This is a genomic window from Mesorhizobium shangrilense, assembly GCF_028826155.1.
In the GTDB taxonomy this organism is placed as follows: Bacteria; Pseudomonadota; Alphaproteobacteria; order Rhizobiales; family Rhizobiaceae; genus Arvimicrobium; species Arvimicrobium flavum.
Map to the genome: position 1 here is coordinate 4,789,581 of NZ_JAQGPN010000001.1, position 15,995 is coordinate 4,805,575.

Sequence of the window (15,995 nt, forward strand, 5' to 3'; positions counted from 1 at the left end):
CCGGTGCGCAACAGGACTGCCGGGCGACCAATGATGCAGGATCTCGCCTGATGGCCGCCTATATCCTCCGCCGCATCCTGCTGATGATCCCGACCATCCTCGGGATCATGGCGATCTCGTTCGCGGTGATCCAGTTCGCTCCGGGCGGACCGGTCGAGCAAGTCATCGCGAAGCTGACCGGCCAGGGCGGCGACGCCGGCGAACGCATTTCCGGAGGCGGCGCGGATGCCGGCGGCGGCAATTTCGACGCCATGGGCGAAGGCTCGTCAAAATACCGCGGCGCGCAGGGGCTCGACCCCGAGTTCATCGCAAAACTCGAACAGCAGTTCGGCTTCGACAAGCCGCCGCTGGAGCGCTTCGGCAAGATGTTGTGGGACTACGCCCGCTTCGACTTCGGCGAGAGCTATTTTCGCGACATCTCGGTCTTGGACCTGATCATCGAGAAGATGCCGGTGTCGATCTCGCTCGGCCTTTGGATCACCCTGCTGTCCTACCTGATCTCGATCCCGCTCGGCATCCGCAAGGCCGTCAATGACGGCTCCGCCTTCGACATCTGGACCAGCGGCATCGTCATCGTCGGCTACGCCATCCCTGGGTTCCTCTTCGCCATCATGCTGATGGTGCTGTTTGCGGGCGGCTCCTTCCTCGACTGGTTCCCGCTGCGCGGGCTCACCTCGGAGAACTGGTCGCAGATGTCCTGGCCCGACCGCATCCTCGACTATTTCTGGCACCTCGCCCTGCCGCTGACGGCGATGGTGCTGTCGGCCTTCGCCACGACGACGCTGCTGACGAAAAACTCGTTCCTCGACGAGATCCGAAAGCAGTATGTGGTGACGGCGCGCGCCAAGGGCCTGTCGGAGGGCCGTGTGCTCTACGGGCACGTCTTCCGCAACGCCATGCTGATCGTCATCGCCGGCTTTCCGGGCGCCTTCATCTCGGCCTTCTTCACCGGCTCGCTGCTCATCGAGAACATTTTTTCGCTCGACGGGCTCGGCCTGCTCGGCTTCCGCTCCGTGCTCGACCGCGACTATCCGGTCGTGTTCGCCAATCTCTACATCTTCTCGCTGCTCGGCCTGTTCGTAGGCCTGATCTCCGACCTCATCTACACCTGGATCGATCCGCGCATCGACTTCGAGCGGAGAGACGTGTGAGCGAGATCCAGTTGAAAGCCAACGTCGAACAGATGCGCGAACGCTCCGTGCGGCCCTGGCTGTCGCCGCTCAACCAGCGCCGCTGGCAGAATTTCAAGGCGAACCGGCGCGGCTACTGGTCGCTCTGGATCTTCCTCGTCCTGTTCGTCCTTTCCATGTTCTCGGAGTTCCTCGCGAATGACAGGCCCATCCTCGCCTCCTACAAGGGCGAGATCCTGTTCCCGACGATCGTCGACTATCCGGAGGAGAAGTTCGGCGGCTTCCTGGCGATCACCGATTACCGAGATCCCTTTATCCAGGAGGAGATCAAGGCCAACGGGTGGCTCATCTGGCCGCCCGTCCGCTACTCGTATCGCACCGTCAACAACGAGATCCCGGAAGCGGCTCCCGCCAAACCGAGCTGGCGCTACACCAAGGAAGAGCGCTGCTCGCGCTACGCGCAGGGCGTCGACGACCCGAACTGCGTCGTCGGCAACTGGAATTGGCTGGGCACCGACGACCAGGCGCGCGACGTGCTGGCCCGCGTCATCTACGGCTTCCGCGTCTCGGTGCTGTTCGGGCTGGTCCTGACGATCGCCTCCGCCGTCATCGGCGTCTCGGCCGGCGCCGTGCAGGGCTATTTCGGCGGCTGGACCGACCTCCTCCTGCAGCGCTTCATCGAGATCTGGACGTCGATCCCCGTACTCTACCTGATCCTGATCATCGCCGCCGTGCTGCCGCCGGGCTTCTTCATCCTGCTCGGCATCATGCTCCTGTTCTCCTGGGTCGGCTTCGTCGGGGTGGTGCGGGCCGAGTTCCTGCGGGCGCGCAACTTCGAATATGTGAACGCGGCGCGGGCGCTGGGCGTGCCCAACCGCACCATCATGTTCCGCCACCTTCTGCCGAACGCCATGGTGGCGACGCTCACTTTCCTGCCCTTCATCCTCAACGGCTCCATCACCACGCTCACCTCGCTCGACTTCCTCGGCTTCGGCCTGCCGCCCGGCTCCGCGTCGCTCGGCGAACTTCTTCGCCAGGGCCAGCGCAACCTCAACGCGCCGTGGCTCGGCATCTCCGGCTTCGTGGTGATCTCGCTGATGCTGTCGCTGCTTATCTTCGTCGGCGAGGCGACGCGCGACGCCTTCGACCCGCGGAAAACCTTCAGGTGATGCGACGAGTATGGTATAAACTTCAGCGATTTTCTACCATGGAGGCCACAATGAGCCTTAACATCAAGAGCGAGCGAGCCCATCAGCTGGCACGCGACCTCGCCCGTGAAACCGGGCTGAGTATGACTGCGGCGGTGGAAAAGGCTCTCGAAGATCAGCTGATGCGCATACATCGGCACGCCGAGAGAGAGTATCGATATCAGCGCATCAAGGAGATCGTCTCCAAGTTGCCGCCTGCGCCCCCCGGCGTGACGAGCGATCACTCCGACCTTTATGACGACGATGGGTTGCCTGCATGATCGTCGATGCGTCCGCGCTGCTCTCCATTGTGCTTGATGAACCCGACGCAGACAGGTTCAGCCGTGCCATAGCCGACGAACTGGAGGATCTGCTGATTTCCCCCATCAACTTCGTGGAAGCTGCCATCAGGGCGGACAAGCAAGGCAAGGCAACGGCGAAGGCTCTCGATGACATCATGCGTGTCAGTGGCATCAAGATATTGCCACCGTCGATCCATCAGACGCGCCTTGCCCGCGAAGCCTATCAAACGTTCGGCAAGGGCAGCCATCCGGCTAAGCTGAACCTCGGCGACTGCTTCGCCTATGCCCTGTCTAAGGCGCGCAGCGAACCATTGCTCTTCAAGGGCGACGATTTTCGAAAGACGGACGTGGACGCCGCGCTTTGACCTCTCCCCTCCTCTCCGTCCGCGACCTCTCCGTCGCCTTCACGCAAGGCGGCAAGACGACAACCGCGGTCGACCGCATTTCCTTCGACATCGACAAGGGAGAGACGGTCGCGCTGGTCGGGGAATCGGGTTCCGGCAAGTCTGTCTCGGCGCTGTCGGTTCTGAAACTCCTGCAGTATCCGGCCGCCAGCCACCCGTCTGGCCAGATCATGTTCGGCGGCCAGGATCTGCTCAGCCTGGACGAGCGCGAGCTGCGCAAGGTGCGCGGCAACAAGATCACCATGATCTTCCAGGAGCCCATGACCTCGCTCAATCCGCTGCACACGATCGAGCAGCAGATCGTCGAGGTGCTGAAGCTGCACCAGGCGATGGGCGACCGCCAAGCGCGAGCGCGCACGCTGGAACTCCTCAAGGAGGTCGGCATCCGCGATCCCGAAAGCCGCCTGGGCGCCTATCCGCACCAACTTTCCGGCGGCCAGCGGCAGCGCGTGATGATCGCCATGTCGCTCGCCAACGAGCCGCAACTGCTCATCGCCGACGAGCCGACGACCGCGCTCGACGTCACCGTCCAGGCGCAGATCCTGGAACTCCTCGCGGGGCTCAAGGGAAAGAACGGCATGTCGATGCTGTTCATCACCCATGACCTCGGCATCGTGCGCAAGGTCGCCGACCGCGTCTGCGTGATGAAGAAGGGCAAGATCGTGGAAAGCGGACCGACCGAAGAGCTTTTCCGCAATCCCCAGCACGAATACACGCGCCACCTCCTCGCAGCCGAGCCCAAGGGACGCCAGCCTGTCCCCGATCCGGATGCGAAAACGGTGATGAAGGGGCAGGACATAAAGGTCTGGTTCCCGATCAAGCGCGGCTTCATGCGCAAGACGGTCGGCCACGTGAAGGCCGTCGACGGCATCGACGTCAGGGTGGCGGCCGGCCAGACGCTCGGCGTTGTCGGCGAATCCGGCTCGGGCAAGACGACGCTGGGCCTTGCCCTCTCCCGCATGATCTCGTCCACCGGCCGCATCGACTTCGAGGGCCGGGACATCGACAAGCTCTCCTTCACCGACATGCGGCCGCTCAGGCGCGAGTTGCAGATCGTCTTCCAGGATCCGTACGGCTCGCTCAGCCCGCGCATGTCGGTCGCCGAGATCATCGAGGAAGGACTGAAGATCCACGAGCCCAAGCTGTCGGCAGACGACCGCGACGACAAGGTGGTGGCCGTGCTGAAGGAGGTGGGCCTCGATCCCGAGACACGATTCCGCTACCCGCACGAATTCTCCGGCGGCCAGCGGCAGCGCATCGCGATCGCGCGCGCCATGGTGCTCAATCCGAAATTCGTCATGCTGGATGAGCCGACCTCGGCGCTCGACATGAGCGTACAGGCGCAGGTGGTGGATCTGCTGCGCAGCCTGCAGGCCAAGCACAACCTCGCCTACCTGTTCATCAGCCACGACCTCAAGGTGGTCCGCGCGCTGGCCAATCATGTGATCGTCATGCGCAACGGCCAGATCGTGGAGTCCGGGCCCTCCGAGCAGATTTTCGAGCGGCCGCAGACCGACTACACGCGCGCCCTGATCTCTGCGGCCTTCAAGGTGGAGACGGCGCCCGTCGGCGTGGTGAGCGAGTAGACAGGGGCTGTAAACAATGACGGAAACCCCCAGCGGCCGCGTCCTCCTCGCGATCTCCGGTTATCATCCACAGCGCTGGCTCGACCTTTTCTCGGCCCGGCGAGAAACCACGCTGGAGCCCGACGGCCCGAACGACCCCTCGATCCGCTATGCGGTCGTATGGAGGCACCAGCCCAACCAGTTGAAGGGGTTCCCGAACCTCAAGGCGATCTTCTCGCTGGGCGCGGGCGTCGACCACATCATGAACGATCCCGGCCTGCCGGACGTACCGATCGTGCGCATGGTGGCCGACAACCTCACGCAGTACATGGTCGAGTATGTCGTGTGGCGGGTGCTCGACCATCACCGGCAGGGCGGCCTCTACCGTGCGCAGAAACAGAAGAAGATCTGGCACGAACCTTCGCAAAAGCCGGCCAACGACATCAGCGTCGGCATCATGGGTTTTGGGGAACTCGGCGCGGCGGTCGCCAAGGTGCTGCTGACGCTCAACTACAAGGTCAGCGGCTGGAGCCGGCGGGCCAAGTCGACGCCGGGAGTGACCACTTTTCACGGGGAGGACGGGCTGGCGCCGTTCCTCAACGGCACGGACATCCTCGTCGTTCTCCTGCCGCTGACGCCATCGACCGCGGGCATCGTCAACTACGACCTGCTCAGGCAATTGCGCCGCCGCAACGGGCTTGGCGGCGCCGTGCTGATCAATGCCGGACGGGGAAGGCTTCAGAAGGACGCGGACATCCTCAAGGCGCTCGACGACGGGACCTTGAAGGAGGCGACGCTCGACGTGTTCGAGACCGAGCCGCTTCCGAAGACCAGCCCCCTTTGGACGCATTCAAAAGTCTTCATCACCCCGCACGCCGCGGCCACCTCGGATCCGGACCACCTCGTCCCGTCCTTGCTGGCGCAGATGGAAGCGTTCGAGCGCGGCGAACCGCTGAAGAACGTCGTGGACCGCGCGGCGGGATACTGAAGCGAGCGGGTAGGCGACTGTTCTACGGTCGCCTGAACGCCACCGGCATGCCGTAAAGATGCCCGATGCGGGCGATGGCATCGCGCAGCGATTCCAGCGAAACCAGCATCGTGTGGCCGCTTGCGTGGATCATGTTGGACGGGTCGGTCATGATCGCGACATGGCCCTTCCAGAACACCAAGTCGCCGCGCCGCAAGCCGGAGAAATCCGCGGGAACATCCAGAAGCGTTCCGATCGAGCCCGCCTGCATGTCGGTGTCGCGAAGCACGCTGACCCCCGTCATCCGCAAGGCGAGTTGGACCAGCCCCGAGCAGTCTATGCCGAAGCCGGTCGCGCCGCCCCAGAGATACGGGGTGTGGATCAGCGTTTCCGCGACCGAGACGTAGTCCGCCGCGTGGCTCTCTGTCGGCAGCAGATGCGAGGCGATCACCGCTTCGCCGCTGTCGAGAACAGCATAGGACGTGCCACGGGTCTCGGCCTGGCCGACGACGCAGACGCGCGAGCCCATCGACAACGCGTAGACGCGCGGGAATTTTAGATCCGGGGCCGGATAGACGAAGGTGCGCGGCACCGAAACGATATGTGTGGCATCTGATTTGCGCTCGCCGACGGCGCTTGCGTCGGCATAGCCGACATAGCCGTCGCGCTCCGCCTGCAGCCACGCCCAGCCGTCCTTTTCCTCGAAGACCTGCACGTCGTCGCCGGCTATCAGCTGGGTGTCCATCCCTGACCTTGTCTCGGGTGCAGTGCGGAGGTCGGCGACGGGCGCAACCATGCGGGCCGCGCGCCCGGTCACAAAGCGCTCTGCCTCGACCTTGCCGCGCAACCGTGCATCCGCCAGGTCGGGCCGGAAGGCGTTCAAACGCTTGTCATGCATCGTCAAATCGGCAGTTCCCTGGCCTTGGCGATGATGACGTCGCCCAGGCGTTCCACATACAATGCCCCCTCGACCGTTCGCCTGACAAGGACATTACGGCGATCTTCGGCATCGCGATGGCGCGACACCAGCTTCAGCGCCCCCATCGTGTCGAGAGCACGCGTCACAACGGGTTTCGTGACGCCAAGCGCTGCCGCCAGTCCGCGAACCGTGTGCGGCGGCGGATCAAGATAGATGGTGAGCAAGATCGCCATCTGCCGCGACGTGAGGTCGTGCGCGTCGTCCCGCACCTCCGACAGCGAGACGGTCTGCCAAAGCCTCAGGGCTTGCGTGGGGCGCAGCTGTATTCCCATGGCCGGAGCGTAACGCCAATTCGTTTCGCTTCCGTTTCAAGCGCCGTTAACTCAGGCTCACACCGGGTAGCGCTTCGACAAGGCACGTTCGAGGGCGCGGATGGCTTGCGCCTCCCCACCCACCGGGCAGTGCGGCTTCTCGACCGGGTTCCAGGCGAAGATGTCGAAATGCGCCCAGGTCCGCGCCTTCTGCACGAATTTCTTCAGGAACAGGGCAGCGGTGATCGAGCCGGCGAATCCGTCCGTCGTCACATTGTTCGTGTCGGCGACCTTTGAGCCGAGCCGCGCCTCGTATGGCTTCCACAGCGGCATGCGCCAGAGGGGATCCTCCGCCGCGACGGCTTCACGGGAAAGCTCCTCCGCGAACGCGTCGTCGTCCGTGTAGAAGGGCGGCAGATCGGGTCCCAGGGCGACGCGGGCAGCGCCCGTCAGCGTGGCCATGTCGATCAGGAGTTCCGGCTCCTCCTCGTCGGCAAGCGCCAGCGCATCGGCCAGGATCAGGCGTCCCTCGGCGTCGGTGTTGCCGATCTCGACGGTGATGCCCTTGCGGCTGGCGAGGACATCGCCGGGACGGAAGGCGTTCCCTGCGATGGCATTCTCCACCGCCGGGATGATGACGCGCAGCCGCACCTTCAGCCCCGCGCCCATGATCATCGAAGCCAGACCGAGGACATTGGCAGCGCCGCCCATGTCCTTCTTCATCAGCAGCATGCCGCTGGCCGGCTTGATGTCGAGGCCGCCCGTGTCGAAGCAGACGCCCTTGCCCACCAACGTGACCTTGGGCGCATCCTCCGGCCCCCAGCGCATGTCGATCAGCCGCGGCGCATCGGGGGATGCCCTACCGACCGCGTGGACCATCGGGAAGTTGTGCGTCAACAGCTCGTCGCCGACGATCGACGTGACGTCGGCGCCATGAGCGTTCGCAACGCGGCGCGCCGCTGCCTCGAGCGCCGACGGACCCATGTCGCTGGTCGGCGTGTTGACGAGGTCGCGCACCAGACTGACCGCATCGGCGAGGCGACGCACGCGGCCGACGTCGGCGGCATTCGGCACGACGAGACGAAGCGCCCTACCCGCCTTCTTTCCGTAACGCGTGAACACGTAGTTGCCGAGCGCAATGCCGAGCAGGATCTGCTCGGGATCGTCCGCGCCTTCCGGGAGACGCCACAATCCCTCCGGCAGCGACTTTCCAAGCGCGCCGGACAACAGGCGGCCCTCCGAGCCATTTCCAAGCAGCGCGCCCGACACACTGCCGGATGCGTCCGCGAGCAGCAGAAGCCTTCCCGCCTCGCCGGAGAAGCCATTGGCCTTCGCCCAATTGACGGCAGCCGGATCCAGGCCGCTTTCATCGAGCTTGTCCTTGCCGACCAGATAGATCGGCAGCGCGCCTTCGACGGCGCCTTCGACGAATTCAACGCTCATTTCGCAGGTCCTTGACAGGGAGATTAGCCACAGGCGGCTCTTAACCAACCGTTAGGGTTAACGGAATATTTCTCCAAAGAGGGGACGGCCCACAGGCAAGGCCGCAGCATTTCGAACGGAGAGTCGGGGGCCGATGTTCACCAAACGCCGCGCGAAGGCAACTGCTAATCGCATTCTGATGGCCGGCGCGGCGATGGCCGTGGCGGCGACGCTGGCCGGCTGCGCCAACGACCGTATGACCACCGGCTCCATCTCCCGCGCCACCTCCGGGAAAGCCGTCGAACAAATGTCGGCCGGCGAACTTTCGAACGCCGCCGTGTCGCTCGGCCAGGCCTATGCCCGTGATCCGAAGGACAAGGCGACAGGGCTTCGATATGCAGCGGTGCTGCAGATGAACGGCCGCGCCGACCAGTCGCTTGCGGTGATGCGCAAGCTGGCGATCATTCATTCGAAGGACCGCGAAGTGCTGGCCGCCTACGGCAAGGCGCTGGCGGGCGCCGGCCAGCTCGAACCCGCGCTCGACGCCGTCCGCCGGGCCCAGACGCCCGAATATCCGGACTGGAAGCTGCAGTCCGCCGAAGCCGCCATCCTCGACCAGCTCGGGCAGCCCAACGAGGCGCGCGCCCTCTATCGCAAGGCTCTCGACGCCAAGCCGAACGAGCCTTCGGTGCTCTCGAATCTCGGCATGTCCTACCTGCTCGAAGGCGATCTCAAGACGGCGGAAACTTATATGCGAACCGCCTCCGACCAGCCGGGCGGCGACAGCCGCGTGCGCCAGAATCTCGCCCTCGTCGTCGGCCTTCAGGGGCGCTTCGCCGAGGCGGAGCAGATCGCCAGCCAGGAGCTGTCACCGGAGCAGGCCCGCGCCAATGTCGCCTATCTGAGATCGATGCTCTCCCAGCAGAACGCGTGGAAGCAGATCAAGGAAGAGGACGGCCGGCGGGAAACCAACACCAACTGATCCCGTCCGTCAGGCGGGGTCGCCTTCAGGCGGCCCGGGCGGCACGCCCCAGCCCGTGCGCCACCAGCCGGTCGATGACCTCGGCATAGCTGACGCCACTAGCGGCCATCGCCTTAGAATACATGCTGATGTCGGTGAAGCCGGGTATCGTGTTGAGCTCGTTGACGAGAAACCGCATGTCCTGCGTCACGAAGAAATCCACGCGTGCCATGCCATCGCAGCCGACCGCGCGGAACGCCTTGGCCGCCGTCTCGCGGATGTCGCGCTCAATCTCCCCCGGCAGTTCGGCAGGGATCTTCAGGGCCGCACCCTCCGCGTCCACGTACTTGGCATCGTAGGTGTAGAAGCCGTGGCTCTCGGCCGGCACGATCTCGCCCGGACGAGACACGAAAAGCCCGCCCTGCGCATCCTCCAGCACGCTGCATTCGATCTCGCGGCCACGGACGAATTCTTCGGCCAGCAGCTTGCTGTCGTGCCTGAAACCCTCGGCGAGCGCCGCCTTGTAGTCCGCTTCGGTCGACACCTTGCTCACTCCCACGGACGAGCCCTGCCGTGCCGGCTTGACGAACACCGGGAGCCCGAGCGTTTCCCGCAGTTCGGCAAACCCCGGAACCGTTTCGCGACGTATCGTGACGGAGCGCGCAACGGGAACACCGGCCTCCTTCAGCAGCCGCTTGGCGATGTCCTTGTCGAGGGCCGCGGCCGAGCCGAGGATGCCGCATCCGACCAGCGGCACGCGTGCGACCTCGGCAAGCCCCTGCACCGCTCCGTCCTCGCCATGCAATCCGTGCAGGACGGGAAAAAGCGCGTCGACCCGTGGCAGTTCGTAGGGCCGGCCTTCTGCAGGAATGGCCATCGCACGCCCCTGCCCTCCCGGCACCAGGCAGATCTCCGTTCCGGATGACGGCTTCGCCAGTTCGCCATCCTCGAAGCTGCTCAGAATCCATTGCCCTTCCCGGGTGACGAACACGGGGAGGAGGTGGTACTTCGCGGGATCCAGCGCCCGTGCGACATTGGTCGCCGAAAGCACCGACACGTCGTGCTCGGCCGAGCGTCCTCCGAAGAGGACGAGGATGCGGAGCTTCGAGGGGGTATCGGCCATGGGCGTCTCCCAAGAGAGATGAGCTGAGCGGCGCCGAGAGGCGGGCGTGGATCGTATACGGACCTGACCGAAGCCGCACAACCCGCCCCTGCCGGCGAGCGCTTCCTGATGCAATCGGGCGGCGGGCCTGCCGGGCGAGATCGGGCAGCGACCGGGAAGGCCTAGTTCGGAAAGATGCCGCGCTGGCTCACCTGGATGCCGGCTGGGCCGAGGATGACGGCGAACAGCACCGGCAGGAAGAACAGGATCATCGGAACCGTCAGCTTGGGCGGCAGAGCGGCCGCCTTCTTCTCTGCCTCGTTCATCCGCATCTCGCGGCTCTCCTGGGCCAGCACGCGCAGGGCGTGCGCCACGGGCGTACCGTAGCGTTCGGCCTGGATCAGCGTCTGGGACACCGACTTGACCGATTCCAGGCCCGTGCGTTCGGCCAGATTTTCATAGGCCGCACGGCGTTCCTGGAGATATGACAGCTCGGCATTGGTGAGCACCAGTTCCTCGGCGAGGTCGACCGACTGGCTGCCGATCTCGTCGGCCACCTTGCGGAAGGCGGCTTCGATGGACATGCCGGATTCCACGCAGATCAGCATCAGGTCCAGCGCGTCGGGCCAGGCAAGCTGGATGGACTGCTTGCGTTTGGTGGAGCGGTTGGTCACGTAGAGCACCGGCGCGTAGAAGCCGCCATAGCCGGCGAGGATGCAGACGAACAGCTTCACCATCGGCGGCTTGTCCGGCAGTCCGCCGAGGACAAAAATGTAGATCGCGGCCAGCGCCAGGCCCGCGGCGGGCATCACCAACCGCGCAAAGAGAAAGATGTTCGTCGGATTGTTGCCGCGGAAGCCGGCGTGGCGCAGCTTCTGCATGGTCGATTCGTCGGCCAGCGCTCGCCTCAGATCGAGACGGTCAACGATTTTGCGTACCCGCTCCGACTGCTCCTCGCGCAGCCCGCCCTTGCGCCGCTCCGCATCGCTCGCCAGCCAGCTTCGCTGCTTGGCGCGCAGCTGCTCGCGCTCCAGCGCGACCGACTTCATCCGGCTTTTGAGCGGATCGCCGCCGAAGGCCGGCAGCGCAGTGACCAGAGTGGCGAAGACGGCGATCGCGACGAGGATCGAGATCAGGAAGGAAGGGTCCGTGAGCGTCTTGATGACCTGTTCCGACATCGCGCGGCCTCAAACCTCGAAATTGATCATCTTGCGCATCACCATGATGCCGATCGACATCCAGAACAGCGAGACGCCGATGATGATGTGGCCGACGCTCGTCGTGAACAGCGGCATGATATAGTTGGGGCTCGACAGGTAGACGAGGCAGGCGACGATAAAGGGCAAGGCGCCGATGATGGCGGCGGAAGCCTTGGCTTCCATGGAGAGCGCCTGCACCTTGGCCTTCATCCTCTTGCGGTCGCGCAGCACGCGCGAAAGGTTGCCCAGCGCCTCGGAGAGATTGCCGCCCGCCTGCGACTGGATCTGGATGACGATGCCGAAGAAGCCGGCCTCCGGGCAGGGCATGGTCTCGATCATGCGCATCGAGGCGTCGGGTATCGAGAGGCCGAGTTGCTGGGCCTCGACGATGCGGCGGAACTCGGTCTTTACCGGTTCCTTGGCTTCGTGCGCGATCAACCGTACTCCGTCATTCAACGGCAGGCCGGATTTCACCGCGCGCACGATGATGTCCAGGGCGTTGGGGAACTCTTCGAGAAATGCCTTGATACGGCGCTTGCGCAGGAACGACACGGTCCAGCGCGGGAAGCCCACCACGCCCACGAGGAGCGCCGCCGGCACCACATAGATTGGCGCGCCCCCGGCGAAGGCGGCGAAGGCAAACACGGCCCCGCTGATCGCCGAATACATCCAGAAGCGCTCAATCGGAATTGAGAGACCGGCCTGCTTGATCTGGACCTTGAGCGGCGGCTTGCGGAGGTTGCGGTCGCGATCCTTCTCCCGCTCTTCGAGAGCCTTGAGCGACTCGGCGATCGACTTGCGCCGGCGCACCACCTCGGCATCCCGGTCGCGCATGGCGCGTTCGGAATCGCGCTCCAGATCCGAGCGCTTGACGCCCTCCAGCCGCCGCTCCGCCTTGCGCTCGTCCTGCACCCGGTTGAACAGGAGCGCATAGGCGACACTGCCTGCGCTGAGCCCCGCGAGGGCGACGATCGCCAGAAAAGTGAGATCCAGGCCGAACATGGGATCCGATCAATCCGCCCGCTTTTCCATGGCTTCCAGCGCACCGGCCAGACGCTGCTCCTCGCCATAGTAGCGCGCGCGGTCCCAGAAATGGGGACGACCGATGCCGGTCGACACGTGCTGACCGAGAATGCGCCCCGAGGCGTCCTCGCCCTTGATGTTGTAGAGCACGAGGTCCTGGGTGATGATGACGTCGCCTTCCATGCCGATCACTTCCGTGATGTGGGTGATGCGACGGGAGCCATCGCGCAGGCGGGCTGCCTGGATGATGACATCCACCGAGCCGACGATGATCTCGCGCACGGTCTTCTGCGGCAGCGAGTACCCTCCCATGGCGATCATCGATTCCATACGGTTCAGGCATTCGCGCGGCGAGTTGGAGTGGATGGTGCCCATCGAGCCGTCGTGACCCGTGTTCATCGCCTGCAGCAGGTCGAACACCTCGGGTCCGCGCACCTCGCCGACGATGATGCGTTCAGGACGCATACGCAGGCAGTTCTTGACGAGGTCGCGCATGGTCACTTCGCCCTCGCCTTCAAGGTTCGGCGGGCGGGTTTCCAGCCGAACGACATGGGGCTGCTGCAGCTGAAGTTCCGCCGTATCCTCGCAGGTGATGACGCGCTCTTCCCGGTCGATATATTTTGTCAGGCAGTTGAGCAAAGTCGTCTTGCCCGAACCGGTGCCGCCCGAGATGATGACGTTGCAGCGCACCCGGCCGATGATCTTCAGGACCTCGGCGCCTTCCGGCGCAATCGCGCCGAACTTCACCAACTGATCGAGATTGAGCTTGTCCTTCTTGAACTTGCGGATGGTTAGGGCAGCGCCATCCAATGCCAGCGGCGGGGCGATGACGTTGACGCGCGAGCCGTCCGGCAATCGGGCGTCGCAGATCGGCGAGCTTTCGTCGACGCGGCGGCCGACCTGGCTTACGATACGCTGGCAGATGTTCAGCAGCTGTTGGTTGTCGCGGAAGCGGATCGACGTGTTCTCGACTTTGCCGTTGACCTCGATGAAGACGGTCTTGGCGCCATTCACCATGATGTCGGCGATGTCGTCGCGGGCGAGCAGCGGCTCCAGCGGGCCGTAGCCCAGCACGTCGTTGCAGATATCCTCGAGCAGTTCCTCCTGCTCGGCGATCGACATCGCGAAATTCTTGATCGCGATGATGTCGTTGACGATGTCGCGGATTTCCTCGCGGGCGCTCTCCGGGTCGAGCTTGGCCAGCTGCGAGAGGTCGATCGTATCGATCAGCGCCGAGAAGACCTGCGATTTGGTGTCGTAATAGGTCTCGCTGCGCTCGCGCATGGGCGCGCGTTTCTCGCGCTGCGGGGCCATGGGCGGAGGCGCGTCGACCGCGATGCGCTTTGTCGCCGATCGCGCGTCCGCAGACGCGGCCGGAGCTGGCATTTGCCTCGACTGGGAGGCGTCGCCAGGGGGCGACGGCCGGAATTCCGGCACGCCCCGGTCGCCTCCATCACTGCCCCGCTTCCCAAACATCGTCGACTACCTGCCTCGCGCGGTGCGCGTCACTTCTTGCGCTTCAGCTTGCCGAGCAGATCGGCCAGGATCGGCTGCTTCTTTGTCTTGATCTCGCCGCGGCCCGTGAGCACGTGGGCGATGTCCCGGACCATCTGAACCGCCGGGTGCTTGGAATCCATTTCGCCAAGCATGCGGCCATTGTTCGATGCATTCCCGAACAACTGCGGATCGAAGGGAACGACCGCCATGGGACTCAGTCCCAAGGGCTCGCTGAAGTCCGCTGGTGAAATCTCGGGACGCTTGGCGATCCCCGCCTGATTGAGGACGAGTCTCGGCGGAGCGTCGTTGGGCCTCAGCTTCTTCAGCATGTCGACCATGTTCTTGGTGTTGCGCAGGTTTGCCAGATCCGGCACGGCGGTGATGACCACCTCGTCGGCCTGGGCCAACGTGCTCCGACTCCAGCCGCTCCAGATATGGGGCACGTCGAGCACCAGCAGCGGGGCCGTGCGCTGCGCCGTGTCGATGATGGACGTGAACGCGTCGGCGTCGAAGTCGTAGACGCGATCGAGCGTCGAAGGTGCGGCGAGCAGCGACAGGTGCTCGGCGCACTGCGCGAGCAGGCGGTCGAGATAGACCTCGTCGATGCGCTCCGGGGAAAACACCGCCTCGGCGATGCCCTGCACCGGATCCTGATCGAAGTTGATGTTTGCGGTGCCGAAAGGAAGGTCGAGGTCCATGACCACGACTTCCGACTTGAACAGCGTCGACATGCACCAGCCGACATTGTGGGCAATCGTCGACGAGCCGACGCCGCCCTTGGCGCCGACGAATGCGATCGAACGGCCGATCGGGGCGGCATCCGGATCGACGAAGATGGTGGACGTGACGCCGATCACGTCGGCCAGAGAGATCGGCGCCACCATGTATTCCGACACGCCGGAGCGGACGAGATCCCGATAGAGGCCGACGTCGTTGTAGTGGCCGATCACCACCACCTTCGTGGTCGGATCGCAAAATTCGGCAAGCTGCCGCAGGGCCTGCAGCAGCGCATTAGGCTCCTGCCGCGACTCGAGGATGATGAGGTTCGGCGTCGGAGCCGACCTGTAGAACTCGATCGCCGTGGCTATGCCGCCCATGTGCACCTTAAGGTGCGCCTTCGCCATGCGGCGATCCTCGGCTGCCCGCTCGATAGGATTGGCGATGCCCTCCGTCTCGCAGAACGCCTGGATGGAGATACGCGGGATCGGGCGCATCGCCTTCATGGACGCCGCATCGCGCTGAACCTGATCGTGATCCTCGTAGTCGGGATCAAGGGCCACGTTGTTGCTCATCCCCGCCTCCCGCAACTAGTATTGCACCTCACCACCGCCGCCGCCCGAAGCACGGTTCCGGTAGTCGTCTATGACGATGTTGCGTCGCTCGGCGTCGATGTCGCCAGGCTTGCGCGGACCGAGCAGATCGGCCGGATTGGCGATCTGCGCGGCCAGATTGTTCTGATAGGCGCAGCCGAAGTTCGCGTAGTGCTTGTTCTCGACGGTGTTCGTCAGATCGTCCGGCCACCTGCCGCAGCGATCCGTGTGCGCGGTCATCGCCACGTAGGAGACCCGGATCGGGGCCTCGGTCTCGGCGGCGCCGGCCTGATATGCGAGCACCGAAATGCGGCTGCGCGGCACTCCGTTCCTCTTGAGCACCTGGACCAGCCCCTCGGCGACGTGGTTGGCCGCAAGCTCGTTGACCGAACCCGCGGGAATGAGGATCGACACCGGCGGAGCGGCGCTGCGATCGTAGTTGGCGATGAAGCCCTCGACTGCGATGCGCTGGGTCTTGGTCGCGTCGCGATCGGTCGCGGCGACCGGCACGTCGACGACCTGCTCCTTTTGGGAGATCATGATCGGGTGATTGGTCCGGTAGTCGTCCGGGATCGAGCCCACCGTGATGCTGTCGCGGTTTGCGCAGCCGGCCAGCAGCGCCAGCGCGGCGATCGCGACCACCGGGCGCAGAGCGCCGGGAAAGCTGGATCCTATGGATTCGAAGCGCATGGTCGG

General features: G+C 64.6%; 16 protein-coding genes. 7 read left to right on the top strand and 9 right to left on the bottom strand.

Annotation, left to right across the window (positions count from 1 at the left end; all coding sequences use genetic code 11):
• Positions 1-50: 50 nt before the first annotated feature.
• The 6 genes from PD284_RS23135 to PD284_RS23160 are packed head-to-tail and all read left to right on the top strand — an operon-like array spanning position 51 to position 5,576.
• On the top strand, positions 51-1,151 hold the full coding sequence (locus tag PD284_RS23135) for a microcin C ABC transporter permease YejB (RefSeq protein ID WP_274630462.1): 1,101 nt from the start codon (positions 51-53) through the stop codon (positions 1,149-1,151).
• Positions 1,152-1,183: 32 nt separating this feature from the next.
• Complete coding sequence (locus tag PD284_RS23140; RefSeq protein WP_274630741.1) at positions 1,184-2,299, top strand: ABC transporter permease; 1,116 nt, start codon at positions 1,184-1,186, stop codon at positions 2,297-2,299.
• Between the two features lie 50 nt (positions 2,300-2,349).
• Entirely contained in the window at positions 2,350-2,598 is a 249-nt protein-coding gene (locus PD284_RS23145) for a type II toxin-antitoxin system VapB family antitoxin (protein WP_274630463.1), read from the top strand.
• Positions 2,595-2,984: a type II toxin-antitoxin system VapC family toxin gene (locus tag PD284_RS23150; RefSeq protein WP_274630464.1), complete on the top strand. Its 390-nt coding sequence runs from the start codon at positions 2,595-2,597 to the stop codon at positions 2,982-2,984. Before PD284_RS23145 ends, PD284_RS23150 begins: the two co-directional genes overlap by 4 nt.
• Complete coding sequence (locus PD284_RS23155) at positions 2,981-4,609, top strand: ABC transporter ATP-binding protein (protein WP_274630465.1); 1,629 nt, start codon at positions 2,981-2,983, stop codon at positions 4,607-4,609. Before PD284_RS23150 ends, PD284_RS23155 begins: the two co-directional genes overlap by 4 nt.
• Positions 4,610-4,625: 16 nt before the next feature.
• Positions 4,626-5,576 carry a 2-hydroxyacid dehydrogenase gene (locus PD284_RS23160; RefSeq protein WP_274630466.1) on the top strand — a complete coding sequence of 317 codons (951 nt, stop codon included), beginning with the start codon at positions 4,626-4,628 and terminating at the stop codon, positions 5,574-5,576.
• A 22-nt stretch (positions 5,577-5,598) separates the two neighbouring features.
• On the opposite strand, the gene PD284_RS23165 is transcribed toward PD284_RS23160, so the two are convergent.
• From PD284_RS23165 to PD284_RS23175, 3 genes are read right to left on the bottom strand one after another with little or no spacing between them, the layout of a single operon-like run.
• Complete coding sequence (locus PD284_RS23165; RefSeq protein WP_274630467.1) at positions 5,599-6,453, bottom strand: C40 family peptidase; 855 nt, start codon at positions 6,451-6,453, stop codon at positions 5,599-5,601.
• A 2-nt stretch (positions 6,454-6,455) separates the two neighbouring features.
• Positions 6,456-6,806, bottom strand: a complete 351-nt coding sequence (locus PD284_RS23170; RefSeq protein WP_274630468.1) for a MarR family winged helix-turn-helix transcriptional regulator — start codon at positions 6,804-6,806, stop codon at positions 6,456-6,458.
• Between the two features lie 57 nt (positions 6,807-6,863).
• The gene (locus PD284_RS23175; protein ID WP_274630469.1) at positions 6,864-8,228 is read right to left on the bottom strand and encodes a leucyl aminopeptidase family protein; all 1,365 of its coding nucleotides are present in this window, start codon (positions 8,226-8,228) and stop codon (positions 6,864-6,866) included.
• Positions 8,229-8,361: 133 nt separating this feature from the next.
• On the opposite strand from PD284_RS23175, the gene PD284_RS23180 reads away from it, so the two are divergent.
• Positions 8,362-9,189 (top strand): tetratricopeptide repeat protein, encoded by an 828-nt coding sequence (locus PD284_RS23180; RefSeq protein WP_274630470.1) that lies wholly within the window; start codon positions 8,362-8,364, stop codon positions 9,187-9,189.
• A gap of 25 nt (positions 9,190-9,214) precedes the next feature.
• Here the strand turns inward: PD284_RS23180 and PD284_RS23185 are convergent, their stop codons facing one another.
• The 6 genes from PD284_RS23185 to PD284_RS23210 all read right to left on the bottom strand — a co-directional run bounded on the left by PD284_RS23185 (position 9,215) and on the right by PD284_RS23210 (position 15,989).
• A complete protein-coding gene (locus PD284_RS23185) occupies positions 9,215-10,291 on the bottom strand; it encodes a D-alanine--D-alanine ligase family protein (protein WP_274630471.1) in 1,077 nt (358 codons plus the stop codon).
• Between the two features lie 161 nt (positions 10,292-10,452).
• Positions 10,453-11,448 (bottom strand): type II secretion system F family protein, encoded by a 996-nt coding sequence (locus tag PD284_RS23190; RefSeq protein WP_274630472.1) that lies wholly within the window; start codon positions 11,446-11,448, stop codon positions 10,453-10,455.
• A 9-nt stretch (positions 11,449-11,457) separates the two neighbouring features.
• Positions 11,458-12,471 (bottom strand): type II secretion system F family protein, encoded by a 1,014-nt coding sequence (locus tag PD284_RS23195; protein WP_274630473.1) that lies wholly within the window; start codon positions 12,469-12,471, stop codon positions 11,458-11,460.
• A gap of 9 nt (positions 12,472-12,480) precedes the next feature.
• A complete protein-coding gene (locus tag PD284_RS23200; protein WP_411956246.1) occupies positions 12,481-13,878 on the bottom strand; it encodes a CpaF family protein in 1,398 nt (465 codons plus the stop codon).
• A 119-nt stretch (positions 13,879-13,997) separates the two neighbouring features.
• On the bottom strand, positions 13,998-15,281 hold the full coding sequence (locus PD284_RS23205) for an AAA family ATPase (protein WP_274630475.1): 1,284 nt from the start codon (positions 15,279-15,281) through the stop codon (positions 13,998-14,000).
• 15 nt (positions 15,282-15,296) lie between these two features.
• The gene (locus PD284_RS23210) at positions 15,297-15,989 is read right to left on the bottom strand and encodes a CpaD family pilus assembly protein (RefSeq protein ID WP_274630476.1); all 693 of its coding nucleotides are present in this window, start codon (positions 15,987-15,989) and stop codon (positions 15,297-15,299) included.
• Positions 15,990-15,995: the final 6 nt, after the last annotated feature.